The 18,073-nt window shown below is 63.2% G+C and carries 16 protein-coding genes; 5 read left to right on the top strand and 11 right to left on the bottom strand.

Annotated elements, in window-relative coordinates; all coding sequences use genetic code 11:
• Positions 1-83: 83 nt before the first annotated feature.
• The 10 genes from ACYVHT_RS04630 to ACYVHT_RS04675 all read right to left on the bottom strand — a co-directional run bounded on the left by ACYVHT_RS04630 (position 84) and on the right by ACYVHT_RS04675 (position 11,124).
• Complete coding sequence (locus tag ACYVHT_RS04630; protein WP_460548461.1) at positions 84-1,325, bottom strand: MFS transporter; 1,242 nt, start codon at positions 1,323-1,325, stop codon at positions 84-86.
• 86 nt (positions 1,326-1,411) lie between these two features.
• Positions 1,412-2,374 (bottom strand): cation diffusion facilitator family transporter, encoded by a 963-nt coding sequence (locus ACYVHT_RS04635; RefSeq protein ID WP_460548463.1) that lies wholly within the window; start codon positions 2,372-2,374, stop codon positions 1,412-1,414.
• Positions 2,375-2,511: 137 nt separating this feature from the next.
• Positions 2,512-3,333, bottom strand: coding sequence for a GldM family protein (locus ACYVHT_RS04640; protein WP_460548465.1), 822 nt, complete (start codon positions 3,331-3,333; stop codon positions 2,512-2,514).
• A gap of 50 nt (positions 3,334-3,383) precedes the next feature.
• Positions 3,384-4,175 (bottom strand): GldM family protein, encoded by a 792-nt coding sequence (locus tag ACYVHT_RS04645; protein WP_460548467.1) that lies wholly within the window; start codon positions 4,173-4,175, stop codon positions 3,384-3,386.
• A gap of 161 nt (positions 4,176-4,336) precedes the next feature.
• Complete coding sequence (locus ACYVHT_RS04650; protein ID WP_460548469.1) at positions 4,337-5,035, bottom strand: ClpP family protease; 699 nt, start codon at positions 5,033-5,035, stop codon at positions 4,337-4,339.
• Between the two features lie 182 nt (positions 5,036-5,217).
• A complete protein-coding gene (locus ACYVHT_RS04655; protein ID WP_460548471.1) occupies positions 5,218-5,466 on the bottom strand; it encodes a hypothetical protein in 249 nt (82 codons plus the stop codon).
• Between the two features lie 2 nt (positions 5,467-5,468).
• Positions 5,469-6,038: an RNA polymerase sigma factor gene (locus ACYVHT_RS04660; RefSeq protein ID WP_460548474.1), complete on the bottom strand. Its 570-nt coding sequence runs from the start codon at positions 6,036-6,038 to the stop codon at positions 5,469-5,471.
• Positions 6,039-6,209: 171 nt separating this feature from the next.
• Positions 6,210-7,919: a flavin monoamine oxidase family protein gene (locus ACYVHT_RS04665; RefSeq protein WP_460548476.1), complete on the bottom strand. Its 1,710-nt coding sequence runs from the start codon at positions 7,917-7,919 to the stop codon at positions 6,210-6,212.
• A gap of 236 nt (positions 7,920-8,155) precedes the next feature.
• Entirely contained in the window at positions 8,156-10,666 is a 2,511-nt protein-coding gene (locus tag ACYVHT_RS04670) for a TonB-dependent receptor (RefSeq protein ID WP_460548478.1), read from the bottom strand.
• 113 nt (positions 10,667-10,779) lie between these two features.
• Positions 10,780-11,124 (bottom strand): hypothetical protein, encoded by a 345-nt coding sequence (locus ACYVHT_RS04675; RefSeq protein WP_460548480.1) that lies wholly within the window; start codon positions 11,122-11,124, stop codon positions 10,780-10,782.
• A 207-nt stretch (positions 11,125-11,331) separates the two neighbouring features.
• On the opposite strand from ACYVHT_RS04675, the gene ACYVHT_RS04680 reads away from it, so the two are divergent.
• The 4 genes from ACYVHT_RS04680 to htpG all read left to right on the top strand — a co-directional run bounded on the left by ACYVHT_RS04680 (position 11,332) and on the right by htpG (position 14,423).
• A complete protein-coding gene (locus ACYVHT_RS04680) occupies positions 11,332-11,772 on the top strand; it encodes a hypothetical protein (protein WP_460548482.1) in 441 nt (146 codons plus the stop codon).
• A 9-nt stretch (positions 11,773-11,781) separates the two neighbouring features.
• A complete protein-coding gene (locus ACYVHT_RS04685; RefSeq protein ID WP_460548484.1) occupies positions 11,782-12,000 on the top strand; it encodes a hypothetical protein in 219 nt (72 codons plus the stop codon).
• 33 nt (positions 12,001-12,033) lie between these two features.
• A complete protein-coding gene (locus ACYVHT_RS04690; RefSeq protein WP_460548485.1) occupies positions 12,034-12,501 on the top strand; it encodes a hypothetical protein in 468 nt (155 codons plus the stop codon).
• Positions 12,502-12,605: 104 nt separating this feature from the next.
• Complete coding sequence (gene htpG / locus ACYVHT_RS04695) at positions 12,606-14,423, top strand: heat shock protein Hsp90 family protein (protein WP_460548487.1); 1,818 nt, start codon at positions 12,606-12,608, stop codon at positions 14,421-14,423.
• Between the two features lie 134 nt (positions 14,424-14,557).
• On the opposite strand, the gene ACYVHT_RS04700 is transcribed toward htpG, so the two are convergent.
• Positions 14,558-15,607 carry a hypothetical protein gene (locus tag ACYVHT_RS04700; protein ID WP_460548489.1) on the bottom strand — a complete coding sequence of 350 codons (1,050 nt, stop codon included), beginning with the start codon at positions 15,605-15,607 and terminating at the stop codon, positions 14,558-14,560.
• Positions 15,608-15,821: 214 nt separating this feature from the next.
• On the opposite strand from ACYVHT_RS04700, the gene ACYVHT_RS04705 reads away from it, so the two are divergent.
• Positions 15,822-17,939 carry an alkaline phosphatase gene (locus ACYVHT_RS04705; RefSeq protein ID WP_460548491.1) on the top strand — a complete coding sequence of 706 codons (2,118 nt, stop codon included), beginning with the start codon at positions 15,822-15,824 and terminating at the stop codon, positions 17,937-17,939.
• Positions 17,940-18,073: the final 134 nt, after the last annotated feature.

An 18,073-nucleotide genomic window follows, 5' to 3' on the forward strand; every position in this document is an offset into this window, starting at 1 on the left:
TAGGTTGGGCCTGTTTACGTTGGGCGCGAAGCAAAGTTTTTCATAATCAATATTTTGATTTCAGCATAACTGCTCCCAACGCCCTATTCTTCCACGTAGTCCAGGTCTTTGCCGTAGCTCTCGGGCAGGGTGCTCACGGCCCAGAAGGCCACCAGCAGCGAGAGGCCGCCCAGCACCGCCGCGCCCGGCACAATGCCGCCCAGCGCCCCGCTCAAATACTTGAAGGCAGGCACCAGCCCCACCACCGCGCCCCGCGCAAAGTTGGGCGCGGTGGTGGCTACGGTGGCCCGGAGATTGGTGCCAAACTGCTCGGCGGCCACCGTCACGAACAGCGCCCAGAAGCCCACCGACACGCCCAGCACGAAGCACACGGCGTAAAACGTCGTCGGCGAAGCCCCTTTCACCCCAAACAGATACACGCCCACCAGCACCGCGCAGAAGGCCAGAAACACCTGCAGCGCCTTGTTGCGTGAGTGCCAGAGCTGGCTGAGCGCCCCGCTGAAAAAATCGCCGAACACCAGCCCGAAGTAGCACCAGAACACCGCCAGACCGGCCGTGACCTCGCCCGTGAGGCCCAGGGCGCGGCCAAACTCGGGCGCCAGCGTCACCAGAATGCCCACCACAAACCACAGCGGCACCCCAATCAGCAGGATGCGCAGGTACTTGCCCAGCCGCGCCGGGTTGGTGAACAAGCTCAGGAAGTTGCCCCGCGATACCTCGGCGCGGGCCTGCACCTGCTGGAACATGCCCGATTCGTAAACGCTCACCCGCAGCACCAGCAGGGCCAGCCCCAGCCCGCCGCCCACGAAATAGGCGTTGCGCCAGCCAAAGCGGTGGCCCACCCAATAGCCCAGCAGCGCCCCGCTCACGCCTACGGTGGCCACCACCATGGTGCCATAGCCCCGGGTTTCCTTGGAAAGGCCTTCGCTCACGAGGGTGATGCCCGCGCCCAGCTCGCCGGCCAGCCCAATGCCGGCCACGAGCCGCAGCCAGGCGTATTGGTCGATGGTGGTGACGAAGCCGTTGGCGATGTTGGCCAGCGAATAGAGCAGGATGGAGCCGAAAAGCACCGAGAGCCGGCCCTTCTTATCGCCGAGCACGCCCCACAGGATGCCGCCGAGCAGCATGCCGCCCATCTGCATGTTTATCAGAAACAGGCCCTGGTCGGTGATGGCTTTGGCATCGGTGATGCCGAGGCTTTTGAGGCTCTCGACGCGCACGATGCTGAACAGAATCAGGTCGTAGATGTCGACGAAATAGCCCAGCGCGGCCACAATGACGGCAGCGGTGAAAATGGTGGACTTGGGTGGGTGAGTGGATTGCATGGCGAAATGTAGCGCGAACTTTTAGTTCGCGTTTCCTGCGCCGGCTCAGCAATTGTCGCCCAGGGGCGCGAGCTACAACGTTCGCGCTACGGATGCACGGCCGCCAATGGCGCAGCACCCACAGTTTCAGTGCAGCCACTGTGACAGCCGCCGGGCAGGGGGCCGTCCTCAACCTGCACCGTGCTGTGGTGGATGTGGAATTCCGATTCCAGCCCTTTGGTGAGGGCCGAAAGCCAGGCCGCGTCAGCCCCGCCGGGGCGCACGAGGTGGGCCATAAGCGCCGCGTCGTGGCCGGAGCTGCTGAGGCTCCAGATGTGCAGGTCGTGCACGGACTGCACCTGCGGCTGCTGCAGCAAGTAGTTGCGCACGGCTTCGGGGTCGATGCCGTCGGGCACGGCTTGCAGGCCCAGGCGCAGGCTGTCGCGCAGCAGGCCCCACGAGCTGTATGCAATGATGCCCAGGATGATAAAGCTGATGGCGGGGTCGAGCCAGGTCCAGCTGGTGAGCAGCACCAGGCCGCCGCCGGCCACCACGCCCACGCTCACCAGCGCATCCGTCAGCATGTGCAGGTAGGCGCCGCGCACGTTCACGTCGGACTTCTGCCCGCTGCGGAACAGCAGGGCGGTGACGCCATTTACGAGAATACCGATGCCGGCCAGCAGCATCACCCAGCGGCCATTTACCGGCTCGGGGTGGCGCAGGTGGTCGATGGTTTCCCAGAGAATGAAGCCCAGCGCGGCGTAGAGCAGGGCAGTATTGAGCAGCGCGGCCTGAATGGTGGCCCCGCGGTAGCCGAAGGTGTAGCGCCGCGTGGCCGGGCGGCCCGCCAGCCAGGCCGCGCCCCAGGCCAGGGCCAGGCTCAGCACGTCGCTCAGGTTGTGGCCGGCATCGGAGAGCAGGGCGCTGGAATGGGCCCAGAAGCCGCCGATGGTTTCGGCGATGACGAAGGCCACATTGAGGGCGATGCCGATGGCAAAAGCGGCGTTAAAGCCGCCGCCGGGCGGCGGGGCGGCGTGCTGGTGGCCGGCGTGGGAGTGGTCGTGGGGCATAGCGGGTAAGCGGTTGGGGCTATGCGCAGAACGTAAACGGTGGGGCTTTGGGTGCGGTCTAGAGCTATTGGTGGGCCTTGCGACGGCAACTTTAGCAGCGAAGCGGCGCTGAAGGCCCGGATTCCAAGCATTACAGCCTATCGGAATGGCAGCGGTTGAAAAATTGTTTTTTGCAGCGGGATTTTCTCTATGATGCCTTTAGAATTCATGCGCTGCAGTTGCAGAACATCGAAGCGAATTTGGTTACCAAGCCGGACAGAGTCTCGTGATATCTTGATGCCAGCCTGTGAGAAGTTAATCGTTTGGGTCTTCCTGATAACTGTATCGCCGCGTAGCAGCGTTAGTTTAAAGCGTGAAACTCTATAACGGGCGTCTGTAGGCATAAATGCCATGAACGATTCGTCAGGGCGGGCATTAATACTCAATTCAAAATAATAAAAGGCTGAGTCTGGCTGAGGCCCAAAGCAATAAAAATCGTTTGAACTGTTCCGAACCCAAGCCCTAATCAGGGGCATCGGCGGTAGAATTGCTCTGAATTTGTGCTTAGATACCAGAGTCCTTCCTTTATAGGCCTGCAGTGTAACCACAGAGTCAAAGGGGGCAATAAGAAGGCGCTGTTTCTTCGCATCGAGCCGGACCGTTGCGCCAGTGGCCGTAAAGTGAATTGCAGGTTGGCCCTTATGGGGCCGGGCGGGGGCGATTAACCGATTCTCGCAGTTGAGAAACAGGCGGATGGAGTCCGGTACAACGTTCCAGCGGAAGGGGGTTGGCACCAGTTTCAATACCTTTTTGCCGGGAGTCACCCCCTGTCCCCAATCACTAATAGCGTCAATAGCTCCTTCTATCACCCATTGATGTGTCATCCGCCACGGCCCCAGCGGCCGGCCTTGCGCCTGCAGGGGCGGCGCTGGCAACAGGCTCAGCAGCCATAGTGTCGGGAGGAGAAAGCGGGCTTGCATGGAATGGCGGATGGCTGAAGCCTGAACGTGGCTTCAGCAGCGAATAGAAACTACAGTAAATCAACCGTAAAGTGTTTAATGTATGGAATGTCTTCTACAACTCCACGGAAGTTCTGACGCTGCACCTGCTGCACGTCAATTTGAAGTTTGTCTCCTGCTTGAGCAGAATCGAGAGGTACTTGGTTGGTCAGGTTTAGGCTTCCGATGACTTTGGCAGGCCCAAGCGGCAAGTTGTTTCGGAGCAGTATTAGCTGGTATTGCGAAACCCGGTACTTGGCATCGTAGGGCATGAGGGAAGCAAAATCGCCTTGTGGAATGGCCCTTATGGCTGCAGAAAATCTTTCAGAATGCCTGCTACTGGATGCCCTTCCGCCGCCTATCCAGCATTCTATATGCGGTAGTGGTGAAGATATAGCTTTGAAAACGTGCTTAAAAACCAGGCTCCGGCCCTTGTGAGCATACAGTATTACCGTTGCCGCTATTGGCGCAATAAATAGTCGCTTGTTCTTTGTATCGAGTCGCACCGTGGCCCCAGTGGCTGAGAAGCGGATAGCTGGCTGGCCGTTTCGCGGTTGGGGCGGCGCAATGAGCGGGTTCTCGCAGTTGAGGAACAAGCGGATGGAATCGGGCTCGACGTCCCATTTGACGTCATGATAAGACCAACGTGGTTCCAAGCCTCGCACTAGCTCTTTGGTGACAGTGTCCGGGCCATGCACCCAGCGCTCCTCCATCGTGTACGTCAGTCGCCACGGCCCCAGCGGCCGGCCTTGCGCCCGCGAGCAGGGCGCTGGCAGCAGCAGGCTCAGCAGCCACACGGCCGGGAGGAGAAGGCGGGCTGACATGGAATAGCGGATGGATGACGCTTAAAAGTAACGCTGGAAACGCTGCCGCAGAGGCCCTGGTATGTGTAGCGCGGACTTTGTAGTCCGCGACCCCGGCAGAAACCCGAACGATACCCGAACGGCACGGGGGCGCGGACTACAAAGTCCGCGCTACTATTGCGCTACGTAGTCTGTCGCGTCAGCACCTCGTCAATCAGGCCGTATTCCTTCGCTTCGTCGGCGCGCATCCAGTAGTCGCGGTCCGAGTCGTCGTGGATTTGCTGGTAGGTTTTGCCGGTGCGCTCGGCGTAAATGCCGTAGAGCTCCTGGCGCAGCTTCACCACCTCGCGGGCTGTGATTTCGATGTCGGCCGAGGGGCCCTGCACGCCGCCGCTGGGCTGGTGAATCATGACGCGGGCGTGGGGCAGGGCCGAGCGTTTGCCGATGGCGCCGCCGCACAGCAGGAAGGCGCCCATGCTGGCCGCCAGCCCCGTGCAGATGGTGGCTACATCGGGCCGCACGTACTGCATGGTGTCGTACATGCCGAAACCGGCGTAGACCGAGCCGCCCGGCGAGTTGATGTAGAGCAGGATGTCCTTCCGCGCATCGGCCGATTCGAGGAAGAGCAGCTGGGCGTTGATGATGTTGGCAATGTGGTCGTCGACGGCCTGGCCCAGGAAGATGATGCGGTCCATAATCAGGCGCGAAAACACGTCGATTTCGCGGAAATTCTGCGGCCGCTCCTCAATGACGGAGCGGGTCATGTTATTGATGTAAGGCCGGGTCTGGCCCTCAACGTGGGCGATGTACTGGTCCACGCGCAGGCCGTTGAGGCCCTGGCTGTGCACGGCAAATTTGCGGAATTCGGTGTGGTTGAGCATGGAGGGAAATGGGGGTTGGGGATGGGCATGGCGGGGCCGGCCTTGCTGAAAAGCAAGGGGCGTTTGGACCCGTAGAATGGGCATAGGGGGGATGTAGAGCCGCGACACTTCGCGTCTCGGCGTTGAACGGCGCTTACCAACTAAACAACATCAGCAGCGCCGAGACGCGAAGTGTCGCGTCTCTACAGCAGGCGGCGCAGCCAGCCGCGCCAGCCGCCGTAGAGCCGCGCATGAACCTGGCGCAGCTCCTGGCGCAGCTGCCGGCGGCCGGCCTGGCGCAGGCCGTGGTAGAGCTGCTGCTGGGCATCGGCATCGGCGGCCAGCTCGCCGTCGAACAGCTGGCGCAGGTGCCAGTCCTCGGCCGGGAGGGCGGCGGGGGTGTTGAGCAATTGCTGCTCAATGAGGTGGAGGCGTTCGAGCTCGGGGCGCATGGCTAATACCCGAGGGTTTCGGTTTGAAAAGCCTTTCGCACCGAGTTGCGCAGGCGCTCCAGGCACTTAAACTTCTGCACCGTGGCCGAGCGCACGGAGCGGTAGCCGTGCGCCGCGGCAATCTGGGTGAGGGGCTGCTGGAAGTAGTAGAAGCTCAGCAGCACGTCCTTGCATTTCGCGCCCAGGCGCTCCACGTAGTCGAGCACGGCGAAGGCAGGCTCTTCGGGTGCCAATTCTTCGGAGGCGGGCGGTTCCAGGTCATCGGGCAGGGCTTCGTGCGGGAGGCGGGCGCGGCGGCGCTGCTCGTGGTGCCACAGGTTGCGGCCGATGCTTACCAGGTAGGTGCCGGGCGCGGCGGTGAGCGTCAACGTTTCGCCCACGGCCTGCTCGTAGAAAATGACCAGCGCATCCTGAAACACGTCCTGCGCATCCTGCTCCGAGCCGCCCGTGCGCTGCACGTAGCGGCAAACCGTGGGGTAGGCCCGGCGGTAGAGCTGCGTGAGGGCCTGCTCGCGGTTGGTGAGCAGGGCGTTGCGCAGGGTTTCGGCAGCAGAAGCGGTTGGAGCAGTCATCATCGGAGTGAGCTTGTAGTCATTAATCCATTTTCGGCGCAACTATCACCGGCCGGTCATAAAAAATCCCGCACCTGCATTGAAGTACGGGATTTTCAGCCAATTCACGCAGGCTGCGGAGCAAGCCAGGTCCAGGCACTGGCACTGCCGCGCCCAGCAGCCGAAACGGGGCTACACCAGCGCCAGCGCCTGCTCGCGCTGGCGCAGGAAGCGCTGCAGCACGGCCGCCGTGCTGCCGCTGCGGATGGCCGCCTGAATGCCGGCGGCGGCCAGGCGGCCGGTTTCGGCGGCGCCGTTCATGTAGCCCTGGTACCAGGCGCTGCAGTGCTCGCCGGCAAAAAACAGGTTGCCCACCGGCTTTATTTCGGCCCCGGCAATGGTGGTGTACTGGCCTACCCGGTAGCAGGCGTAGCTGCCCAGCGTGTGCGGGTGCGTGGGCCAATGAAAGCGTTCCACGGTGCCGTTGAAGGCGGCGCGGCTGCCGGGCCAGGCGGCGTCGAGCACGCTCAGGTGCTGGCCGGCCTGCGCCTGCGCCGAGCCCGTGCCCATGGCCACGCCCACCTGGCCGCCCACAAATACCGTGAACGTGCCCACGTTGCCGGGCTGCAGTTGCGAGCCGTCCCAGCCGCCCTGCGTCACCTGGTCGGAGAAGAAGTAGCCGGTGTAGCCCTGCGTGCGCCAGGGCCGGCCGTTGAAGCCCAGAAACAGCTTGGCGTTGGTGCCGTAGCCCAGGTGCTGAATGGCGGTGGTTTTCCAGGCGGGCAGCGGCAGGTTGAGGGCCACCGTGCGCAAAATGGTGAAAGGCAGGGTCAGGGCCACGTAATCGGCCGTGACGGTGGTGCGGCTGCCGCCGGGCTGCTCAAACGTGAGCTGGTACTCGCTGCCGGTCTGGCCCACGGCCACCAGCTTGCGCTGCAGCACCACCTGGCCGGGCAGCTGCGCGGCCACGGCATCCACCAGCCGCTGGTTGCCGCCCTGAATCTTGTACCGCTCGTCGCTGATGCCAAACATCTCCAGCGTGCCCTTATTCACATCGGCCAGAAACATCCACAGGAAATTGATGGCCGTCTGGTCGTTGGCCTCGCGGCCGAACTCGGTCACGTAGGCTTCTTCCAGCAGCGTCCGAATCCAGCCCGTCATGCCCAGCGTGTCGAAGTAGCCCGAAATCGACAGCTGGTCGAAGCGCGCCGCCGAGGCACTCAGGTGGTCGTAGGTGATGTTGTTGTTGGGCAGCGAGCGGCTGTCGGCCTGAATCTGCGCCGCGTAGGGCTGCAGCGCCTGAATGACCTCCGCCACCGAGTGGTGCCGGCCCCCAAAAAAGAAGGCATCCTTGACGAGCACCGTCTCGCTGGGCGCCTCCACGTCGAGCAGCGGCAGGCCGAATTCCTGCGCCAGCCCCAGCATATCGGCGTGGCCCGAGTCGATGAACTCGCCGCCCAGCTCCGTGGTCAGGCCCGGCCCCATCAGCCCCGTGGCCGTGAAAATGCGGCCGCCCACCCGGTTGCTGGCCTCGTAGATGGTGGCCTGGAAACCGGCTTTTTTCAGCTGGTAGGCGCAGTTCAGGCCGGCCATGCCCGCCCCCACAACCGCAATGCGCGGTGCTGGCCCCTTGGCATCGGCGTGGCCGGCCGCCGTGGGCGCGGCGGGCTCCACGGCCACGGTTTCGCAGGCCGCCAGCAGGCTGCCGGCGCCCACCAGCACCCCCAGCCTGGCGGTGTTGGCCAGGAAGTCGCGCCGGCTCTGGCCGGTAGCCATCTCGGCCAGCTCCTCGGCCGGGGGGGCCGCAGGCTCGTTGGCCACCACGGCCAGCTGAAATGCTTTTTGCAGCGCGCGCAGCAGAGCGGTGCGCGCTTTGGGAGAAGAAGTAAAACGTTCAGTCATAAGACAATAAAAGGTGGGAAAAGTGAAGTATCGGAAAAGTAACAGCTTTCTGGTGAAATAAAAAAATACGGGCCACTGCTTCCGGTAGAAAGCAATGGCCCGCACGTAAGGAAGCGTCGGATAATGGCAAAGTGCCTGCAGGAGACTGGCTGGTTGGGCGGGTTGGGGAATCACGGGCAACGATGCCCGTGCCCGGCCAGGCCAGGCCCGCTTTCGCCGTGCGCTGCCAGACGAAACTACTTGAAATCCAGCGGCACCACCAGCCGCACGCTCACGTTGCGGCCCTGGTTGAACACGCCCGTCCGTCCGTTTGCGGCGTTGAAGTCGGCGTACTTAAGGCGGCTCAGGTGGCTCTGGTAGCCCACGTCGAACAGGTTGTTGGCCGTGAGGTAGAGCGAAAAAAGCGTTTTGCCCTGCGCGTTGGCCAAATCGGTGCCGATGCCGGCGTTTATCAGCGTGTAGCCGGGTGTGGCCGTTTCGGTGTCGAAGGCCGAGAAGTAGCGGTTCTGGGCGAAGGTGTGCTCCAGCTGCACGCGGGCGTAGGGGTTGGTGAGGCGCTTGCCCTGGCGGCGGAAGTTGGCCCGCAGCTCCGACTGCAGCCGGTCGCCGGGGATGAAGGGCAGGTAGCGCTGGCTGTCCTCCACGTTCAGCTGCCGGGCGCGCACCATCGAAAACGAGTTTTCGAAGTGCAGCCAGTCGAGCGGGTGGGGGTGCAGGTCGAGGCTGACCTCGCCGCCCAGCAGGCGGGCCTGGCCCTGTGCGTACTTGTAGGCGCCGGTGTCGTCGCGCAGCGAGTCGGCCCCGCTGGCCGTGAGCAGGCGGCGCGTAAAGATGTAGTTGTCAATGCTGTTCTCGAAGGCATCGACGCTGAACCGGACGTGGTCGGTCACGTAGCTCACGCCGGCATCCACCTGCAGGCTGGTTTCGGCCTGCAGGTTGTCGTTGCCGATTTCGTAGCGAATGGTGCCCTCGTGCTGGCCGTTCGAGCCCAGCTCGGCAATGTTCGGGGCCCGGAAGCCGTGCGAGAGGTTGGCTTTCACCGTCAGCTTCTCGTTCAGGCTATAGGCCGCGCCCAGGCTGCCGCTGTAGTTGCGAAAAGTGCTGATGAAGCCCGGAAACTTGAGCTCGGCTTCGGGGTTGGTGGTCGGCTTTTCATCAGCGTCGAGCAGCAGCTTGTCGGCCGAAATTCGGCGCACGTCATACCGCAGCCCGCCGCTGATGTCGAGCGCGCCAATGGTCTTTTTCGCCACCGCAAACACGCCGCCCTCGTTCAGCTTATAGGCCGGAATCAGGAATTCCACGCCCAGGTTGCGGTTTTGCTGGTGCAGGCCGCTGGTGCCCACGGTCAGGTTCCAGCCGTTTTTCTCGGGCAGGAAGTAGCGCAGCGAGTAGTCCACGGTGCGCAGCTGGAAGTAGAGCGAGGTTTCGGCCGGGTCGAGCGCGTTGCCGTACTCGCGCCGCAGGTTCTGCTGGTAGCTCACCTGCAGGCCCAGCCGCCCGCCGTTCGGGCCCAGAATGAAGCTGTTGTCCACGCCAAGGCGCAGGTGGTTAATCTGTTGCTGGGGCACGGCCAGGCCGTAGCCGCGCAGGTCGGCATCGGTCACGGGCACGCTCAGGGTCGAGTCGCCGCTGGGCACGTCTTTCAGGAAGCGGCCGGTTTGCGGGTCGCGGGCGCCCTCCGTCAGCCCCAGCCGTTGGTTGAAGGTGCTGAAGGTGAGGTGCGAGTAGCCCCAGCTTTTATTCAGGCCCACGTAGCCGTTGGCGTCCCACTCATTAAAGCCGGAGTTGTACACCCGGCCGTCGTAGCGGTTCTGGTAGTCGCCGGCCACCTTGCGGGTGCCCCGCGCCAACCAGTTAAAGCCGTTGAGGTTGCCCGCGTTCTGGAAGGAGTAGCCCTGCTGGTGGTTGTTGGTCTGGTAGCTGGCCGTGGCCAGGCCGGTGATGTGGCCTTCGGCAATGGGCTCGGGGGCCAGGAAGTTGATGACGCCGGCCATGGCATCGGACCCGTACAGCAGCGAGCCCGGGCCCTTGATAATCTCGGCCCGGTCCACGCTAAACTCGTCAATCTCAATGCCGTGCTCGTCGCCCCACTGCTGGCCTTCCTGTTTGGCCCCGTTGTTCAGGGTGATGACGCGGTTGTAGCCCAGCCCGCGCACCACGGGCTTGCTGATGGCCGCGCCGGTCGTAATCTGACTCACGCCCGGCGTGTGCGCAATGGCATCCACGAGGTTGGTGGCCGAGGTCTGGTTCAGCCGCGTGTGGTCAATCACCGAAGTCGGAACGGGCGAGCGCCGCAGCTGCGTGGCCTGCGAAACCCCGGTCACCACCACCTGGCCGATTTCGGTGGCGGCCACCGTCAGCTTCACGTCCAGGGGCTGGCCGCTGCCGGTGTCCACCGTTTCGGTCACCGTGTTGTAGCCCAGCGAGCGCACCTGCACCGTGAAGCGCCCGCGCGGCAGGCTGCCGAAGCTGAAGCGCCCGTCGGCTCCGGTGGCCGCGCCCTGCTTCAAATCAATGAAAACGACATTGGCCCCGGGCAGGGCTTCGCCGGTGGCGGCATCGGTTACGCGGCCCGTGAAGGGCGGCGCCACGGCCCGGCCGCGGGCCGGAAGGGGAGCTGCAGTCGCTGCGGCGGGCGCATTTTGCGCCGCCGCGGTGGCAATGGAAATGCTCGATAACCCCAAGGTTATGAGCGGAATGGCATGAATTTTTAACGCGAAATCAGCTTTCGATAAAAGGGCAAGCATGAAATGGAGGGAATGGCCGCGCCAAGGCGGCATAAGCGCAAGCGCCGGCCCCCGGACCGCGGCACAGTCGGGGCAGGGCGTCGCTCAAAAAGCAGGAAAAGCCGGGGAGCCGCTCAGGCGGCCGGCGGCCCGCGCAGCTGGGCGGGCTCCCGCGCAATCCAGGGCGCGGTGGCAATGGTGGGCACCGGCGCCGTGGCAAAGCACGGCCGGACAACCGGCGCCGGCGCCACAACGGGCACGCTCGGCAGGAATGGTACGTTGTAGGTGTCCTCCACCGGGCAGTGCTTGTGCTGGTTGCTCACCAGGGCCTTGCCCTTGTGGCGGAAGGCCGGCGTTTGGGCCGGCTCTTCGGTGGTGTGCTCGTGGGGGTGCAGCGCCAGAATCCACGCCTCGGGCAGCAGCGTCCGCACCAGGCAGAGCAGCAGCAGCAGGGCAATATGGGAGCGCAGCGCAAACATGGGTGCAAAGATGCAGGCAGGGCGACGAAAGCTGCACCCCGGAATAAATTTTTGACCTGCGGCGGCAAACGAAATGCTTACCGTGAAGTTTTATCGTAACGCGCGCTGTATCTTCGTATTTCGCGGCTAAATGGCTGTTTTTCTGTGATAATAAGTAATATTTCCGACCTTTCTTTGCAATATGACGAGGCGTTGAGCCTCTTGCGGGTGGAATGGTCTTCCGGGGCCGACATGCGCGGCTTTCGCGGCAGCGCCGAGCAGCTGCTGCACCTCGGCCAGCGGCTGGGCGTGCGCCACATGCTGCTCAACATGAATACCTTTCCCGACATTTCGGTATATGACCAGATGTGGCTGGGTACGCATTGGCTGCCCGGCATCATGCAGATACCCCTCGAGCGCGTGGTCCTCATAAATCCCCGCCACCGCCTGCACAATCAAATGGCCATTGATGCGCTGATTGCCCTGGCGCGCCCGTTCATTCGCTTCGATATTCAGTATTTTCCCCGGCCGGTTGCGGGCCTGCATTGGCTGTCCGACTACTCGGACCGCCTGCCCGCCCTGCTGGCCGAATGGGATGCCGTACACGGCCCCACCGACCATTCGACGTCCGAACAGCGCCCGCAGTACCGCCCTTACGACACCCAATAAGTTGGCCTGATGGGGTTTCCGCTGGCCCATAACCCGCAGGTGCAGCCCGCGTCCGGTTTGCGGCTGATGCGGTTGCAGCGCGTTTGCGGCCACCTCAGGCGCTGGCAGATGCAGGTATTTGAGGATGTGCCCGCCGCCCTCGACTGGCTCACGGCCGGCGATGCCGCCGCCGTGCAGCGCCTGCGGGCCGAGTGGAACAACGACGTGGAGCCCGCCGGCCAAGGCTAGCTGATACGGCGCGCTGTTGTAGCTTACGGTCGCATGATTCTACCACTGCAGCACAACTTTCAGGTTCAACTCGACCCCGAACGGCGCATCATGCGCTTCCAGTGGCTGGGGCCGCGCAATAGCCGCGCCCTGCGCGACGGCATGCGCTATTGCCGCGACCTGGTTATGCAGCACCGGCCGCATTATGTGCTGGTTGATTTCCACGGCATGCCGCCCGTGGAGATGCGCGACGAGCTGTGGATGTCAATTCACTGGTTTCCACAGGTTTCGCGCCGGCCCCTGCGGGCGGTGGCCGTGATATACCCGCCGGAGCAGCTACACAACCAGATGGCCGTGGAGGCGATGCTCTGGGTGGGCAAGCAGTTTATGCACTACCAGCTGCAGGTGTTCGAGGAGGCGCGCTCGGCCTACGACTGGTTTACGGCGGGCGATGCCGCGGCCGGCCAGCAGCTGCAGGCTGAGTGGGCCGCCGCCTGGCCGGCCCCGCCGCTGTCAATCTGACAGCTAAAATTCCCTTGGAACGTGCTTTGAAAGCTGCTCAACCCGTGGCCCGCGCCCCTGCGCCCGGCCATTCCGTCTGTATTCAACCGTTTCCACTCCATCCCATGCAAGAAACCGGCTCCATTTCCATCCACACCGAGAACATCTTCCCGATTATCAAGAAGTTCTTGTATTCCGACCACGAAATATTTCTGCGCGAACTGGTTTCGAACGCCGTCGACGCCACCCAAAAGCTGAAAAGCCTGGCCCAGCTGGGCGAGTACGGCGGCGAGCTGGGCGAGCTGAAAGTGCGCGTGACCGTGGATAAGGAAGCCCGCAAAATTACGATTTCCGACCACGGCCTGGGCATGACGGCCGAGGAAATCAAGAAATACATCAACCAGATTGCCTTCTCCGGCGCCACCGAGTTTGTGGAGCAGTACAAGGAGAAAGACGCCGCCACCAAAGACCAGATTATCGGGCAGTTCGGCCTCGGCTTCTACTCCGCGTTCATGGTGGCCAAGGAAGTCGAAATCTTCTCGCAGAGCTACAAGGAAGGCACCGAAGCCGCCCACTGGACCTGCGACGGCAGCACGTCGTTCAGCATTGAAACCACCGAGAAAGCCGAGCGCGGCACCGACGTGGTGCTGCACGTGGCCGAGGACTCCGACGAGTTTCTGGAGGAGGCCCGCCTGCGCACCATCCTCACCAAGTATTGCAAGTTCCTGCCCATTCCGATTGAGTTCGAGGGCGAGGTCATCAACCAGACCACGCCCATCTGGACCAAGCAGCCGAGCGAGCTGACCGACGAGGACTACAAGAAATTCTACCAGGAGCTGTATCCGATGAGCATGGACGAGCCCCTGTTCTGGATTCACCTGAACGTGGATTATCCGTTCAATCTGACTGGTATTCTGTACTTCCCGAAAGTGAAGGACGAGCTCCAGTTCTCGCGCAACAAGATTCAGCTCTACTCGCGCCAGGTGTTCATCACCGACGAGGTGAAGGACGTGGTGCCCGAGTTTCTGATGCTGCTGCACGGCGTGATTGACTCGCCCGACATTCCGCTGAACGTGAGCCGCAGCTTCCTGCAGGCCGACGCGGCGGTGCGCAAAATCAATACCTACATCACCAAGAAGGTAGCCGATAAGCTGAGCAGCCTGTTCAAGCAGGACCGCGCCGCCTACGAGGAAAAATGGTCCGACATCGGCCTGTTTGTGAAGTACGGCATGCTGAGCGATGAGAAGTTCTACGACAAAGGCAAGGACTTTGTGCTGCTGAAGAATGTGGACGGCAAGCTGTTCACCCTCAACGAGTACACCGAGCACATCCAGGCCAACCAGCAGGACAAGAACGGCAACACCGTGGTGCTCTACACCAACGATGCCGAGCACCAGCACAGCTTCGTGGCCGCCGCCCAGGAGCGGGGCTACGACGTGCTGAACTTCGACCAGGTGCTCGACCCGCACTTTGTGGGCCAGCTGGAGCAGAAGCTGGAAAAAACCAGCTTCAAGCGCGTGGACGCCGATACCGTGAGCAAGCTCATCGACAAGGAAGACACCACCGAAAGCGTGCTGAGCGAGGATGATACCAAGAAGCTGGAAGAAACCTTCACCACAGCCATTGCCAACCCGGCCATGCACGTGAAAGTGGCCGCCCTCAGCCCGCAGGACGCCCCGGTGGTCATCACCCAGAACGAGTTCATGCGCCGCATGAAGGACATGCAGCGCACCGGCGGCGGGGGCGGCATGCAGATGTTCGGCGCCTTCCCCGAGTCGTACGACGTGACCGTGAATGCCAACCACCCGCTGGTGGCCAAGGTGCTGGCCGACGGCGGCTCCACCCTCGCCAAGCAGGCCTTCGACCTGGCCCTGCTGGCCCAGGGCCTGCTGAAAGGCGAAGCCCTGACCGCCTTCGTGAAGCGCAGCACCGAGCTGCTGTAAGCACGTAGCGCGGACTTTTAGTCCGCGAGTCAGCAGCATTTCTAAAACCAAAAAGCCCACTATCAATGCGATAGTGGGCTTTTTTGCGTTGTTGCTCAATCGGACTTTGCCGCCTTCCTCTCCGGCAGGTACAGTTATCGGTTTTGCGCTACGGCCCCGGCCTTGGGGGTGCTGTGCGCGCTGATGAGCTGGTGAAGCTGCCTGGTGGTGAGCACCGCCACGCCCGATTCACCCACCAGCCACAGCCGCTGCTGCTTATCGACCTGCAGCAAAACGGGATTGCCCGCGCCGGGCAGCGGCGGCAGCGACACCAGCAGCCGCTTCGGCTCCACTTTGTCATCGGTGGCCGGGGCGAAGCTGTTGAGATGGCCGGCGGGCTCGTTGGGCAGCAGGAGCAGGCCCTGGGTGGTGGCAAAAAGGCGGCCCGCGCCGGGCAGGGCGGCCACGCCCGTCACCTCGTTGCCGGGCCGGCCGATGAATTTCACGGTGGGCAACTCTTCCTCGGCCGCGCCGCGCTGGCCGCCGTTCTCAAACACGCAGATGGCGTCCGACATCACCACCCAGAGGTTGCCGGCGTTGTCGGGCAGCAGCTTTTCCACGATGTTGTCGGGGATTTCGTGGTTGGCCACGCCCTCCTCGTTGTAGCGCGTCCACTCGGCGTCCTGCTTGCGGCTGAGGCCGATGCTGGTGGCAATCCAGACGGAGCCGTCGGCGGTGGCCACGCCGCTGTTCACGGCCGGCGTGTGCAGCTCCTGGGTGAAGGCATTGCCGGCCCAGCGAAACACGCCCACGCCATTGGCCCCCACCCACATGTCGCCCCGGCCATCCCGAAACACAGCCGTGATGGCGGCGCCGGCATCGGCGCCGGGCAGGGCCAGGGGGCGCAGCCGGAAGGTGCGCGTGTTCAGGCGCTGCACGCCGGTGCGGGTGCCCAGCCAGAGCACGGTATCGGCCCCCAGGGCGGCGCACTGAATGGACTGGCTGAGCCGCTGCCGGCGCACCAGCTGCGGGCCTTCGAGCCGGAAAACGCTGTGCTCCGTGACAAGGTAGGTGGCCTTGCCGGCGTGCAGCAGGGCCACGGGGTGCTCGGCATCCGGCACGGCGTAGTGCGGGCGCGGCCGGGCGTGCACGGAAACAGCAATGAGGAGCGAAAGCCCCAGCAAAAGCGAGCGAAACGAAGGCATTGGAGCGAGAAAAAGCATGGTCCGGAACCCGGTTGACGGTTCGGGCAAAGGTAGAATCCGCAAGGTAATGGCTTGATTATGTAATCATTAACAAGGCGGTTAAATGGCGTGATATTCATAATGAAGAGTTGACGAGCCCGTAATTCCCGCCTCATGGCACCCGCTCAATTTTGCAGCCGGTTAATCCTTCATTCACCAACCCAAACCGGCTTTTATGCAAGCGAAAACTTTACTCACAGGCGGCCTGGTGCTGGCGGCGCTGGCCGCCGGGCAGGAGGCCCGCGCCCAAGCCTCGGCCAACAACAACAACGTCATCATCTACATCGGCGACGGCTTCGGGCTGGCGCCCAAAACGGCGGCGCGCATGGCCATGGGCCAGGGCACCACCGGCAAGCGCTTCCCCTCCGACGCGGGCTTCCAGGTGCTGAACCTCGACAAGCTCAAGTACAACGCCACCGTCACCACGCACTCGCTCAATTCCTGGATTACGGACTCGGCGCCCGGCGCTTCGGTGTATGCCTGCGGCAAGCCCGGCAAGCAGGACAACGAGGTGATTTCGCTGAACCCCGCCACCGGCGCGTCCATCGAAACCATCCTGGAAAATGCGAAGAAACAGGGCTATGCCGTGGGCCTGGTGAGCACGGCCCGCATCACGCACGCCACGCCGGCCGCCTTTGCCAGCCACATCTGGTACCGCGACCTCGAAGACTACATCTCGGCCCAGTATATTGCCTCGACCCAGGCGCAGTACGAAGCCATTTTCAACAGCAGCCCCACCACGTCGTACCGCTACACGGCGGCCCGCGACTGGGTGCTGCCCACCCCGAAAGTGGGCGTGGAGCTGGACGTGCTGCTCGGCGGCGGCGCGCGCCACTTCATGCCCCGCACCCGCACGGCGGCCAGCTCCTACGAAACCATTGTGGACCGCAACGGCACGGCCATCATCGACCCCGCCACCGGCGTGGCCGCCACCCTCAAGGGCAACCGCGCCGACGACGTGGACCTCGTGAGCTACGCCGTGAACCAGCGCAACTACGGCTACGTGAACAGCCGCGACGCGCTCAACAACATCAACCTCAGTCAGTACGGCGTGGGCGGCAAGAAGCTGCTGGGCCTGTTCAACTCCTCGCACGTCAACTACGAGCAGGACCGCCAGACCAGCGCCCCCTGGGAGCCCTCGCTGGCCGAAATGACCCACATGGCCATCGAAGTGCTCAAGGCCAAGAGCAACGGCAAAGGCTTTTTCCTGATGGTGGAGGCCGGCCGCATCGACCACCTGGAGCACGCCAATACCGGCGGCATTTCGGTGGTAGCCAACGCCGCCGGCGTCAACCAGTACACCGTCGATTCGGACAAGCCGACCTATGCCCCCGGCGGCGGCGAGGCCAACTACACGGCCACGCCCAGCACGGTGCGGACCACCAACGTGTATGCCTCCGACTACATGATTAAGGAGGTGCTGGCCTTCGACTACGCCGTGGCCGAGGGCCGGGCATTGCTCGCCACGCCATCCACAACCGGCAAAACCCTGATTTTTAGCACTTCCGACCACGAGTGCGGCGGCTTTGCTGTAACGGGCCTGCACGACGAGGCCGACGCCCAGGCCAACGGCACCAAAATCCGGACTTACTCGGGCCAGATTGGCAAGTCGGTGGCAGCCGAGGCCGGCTACGCCACGCCCACCAACCTGGTGCGCGGCGACGGCGGCGCGGGCGGCTGGTTTCCTGATTATGTGATGAATAGCTTCCAGGGCAAAGACTATCCGCAGCCGGCTTCGGCCACGGGCAGGCGCATTGTGGTGGCCTACGGCTCGAACCCTCTCACCAACGGCAACGGCGTGCGCGCCAGCACCGGCGTGGGCACCAACCAGGGCGGCACCCCCGGCAACCACACGCCCCAGGACATCTGGGTAGGGGCCGAGGACAACACCAACACCTCCACCTACGCGGCCGCCATTGCCGGCCAAGGCCTGTTGGATAACACGTCCATCACGCCCATCATGGCCAACTTCCTGGGGCTGACCAGCTTCTTCAATACCATCACGCTGCGCACCGCGCCCGGCAAAGCCGACGAAGTGGGCGGCCTGCAGCTCAGCCCCGTGCCGTTTCTCAATCAATTTGAGGTGCGCTTCACGCTGCCCACGCCCGGTGCCGTCACGGTCGAGCTGTTCGATGAGATGGGCCGCCGCGTGCAGAGCGTGGTGACCGGCAAGAACTTCGCCACCGGCACCCACGCCGTGGCCGTGGATGGCAGCCGCCTCAGCGCCGGCCTCTACATCGCCGCCGTCACCGTGAACGGCCAGGTTGTGAGCAAGCGCACGATTAAACTGTAGGCTCACCAGCCTTCCAACCTCACCCCCGGCCCCTCTCCCGCGGAGAGGGGAGCCTGGCGACCAAAAAAGAAAACCCCATTGCTGAGCAGCAATGGGGTTTTCTTTTTTGATTTTTTATGCTTGTGCCGTGGCTC

The organism is Hymenobacter daeguensis (assembly GCF_054780555.1).

Coding starts and splice junctions, on each gene's coding strand:
- ACYVHT_RS04685 (WP_460548484.1), top strand. CDS start 11,782: ATGGGGTTTCCGCTGGCCCATAACCCGCAGGTGCAGCCCGCGTCCGGT.
- ACYVHT_RS04690 (WP_460548485.1), top strand. CDS start 12,034: ATGATTCTACCACTGCAGCACAACTTTCAGGTTCAACTCGACCCCGAA.
- ACYVHT_RS04705 (WP_460548491.1), top strand. CDS start 15,822: ATGCAAGCGAAAACTTTACTCACAGGCGGCCTGGTGCTGGCGGCGCTG.
- ACYVHT_RS04635 (WP_460548463.1), bottom strand. CDS start 2,374: ATGCCCCACGACCACTCCCACGCCGGCCACCAGCACGCCGCCCCGCCG.
- htpG (WP_460548487.1), top strand. CDS start 12,606: ATGCAAGAAACCGGCTCCATTTCCATCCACACCGAGAACATCTTCCCG.
- ACYVHT_RS04640 (WP_460548465.1), bottom strand. CDS start 3,333: ATGCAAGCCCGCTTTCTCCTCCCGACACTATGGCTGCTGAGCCTGTTG.
- ACYVHT_RS04670 (WP_460548478.1), bottom strand. CDS start 10,666: ATGCTTGCCCTTTTATCGAAAGCTGATTTCGCGTTAAAAATTCATGCC.
- ACYVHT_RS04630 (WP_460548461.1), bottom strand. CDS start 1,325: ATGCAATCCACTCACCCACCCAAGTCCACCATTTTCACCGCTGCCGTC.
- ACYVHT_RS04675 (WP_460548480.1), bottom strand. CDS start 11,124: ATGTTTGCGCTGCGCTCCCATATTGCCCTGCTGCTGCTGCTCTGCCTG.
- ACYVHT_RS04655 (WP_460548471.1), bottom strand. CDS start 5,466: ATGCGCCCCGAGCTCGAACGCCTCCACCTCATTGAGCAGCAATTGCTC.
- ACYVHT_RS04645 (WP_460548467.1), bottom strand. CDS start 4,175: ATGTCAGCCCGCCTTCTCCTCCCGGCCGTGTGGCTGCTGAGCCTGCTG.
- ACYVHT_RS04660 (WP_460548474.1), bottom strand. CDS start 6,038: ATGACTGCTCCAACCGCTTCTGCTGCCGAAACCCTGCGCAACGCCCTG.
- ACYVHT_RS04700 (WP_460548489.1), bottom strand. CDS start 15,607: ATGCCTTCGTTTCGCTCGCTTTTGCTGGGGCTTTCGCTCCTCATTGCT.
- ACYVHT_RS04665 (WP_460548476.1), bottom strand. CDS start 7,919: ATGACTGAACGTTTTACTTCTTCTCCCAAAGCGCGCACCGCTCTGCTG.
- ACYVHT_RS04650 (WP_460548469.1), bottom strand. CDS start 5,035: ATGCTCAACCACACCGAATTCCGCAAATTTGCCGTGCACAGCCAGGGC.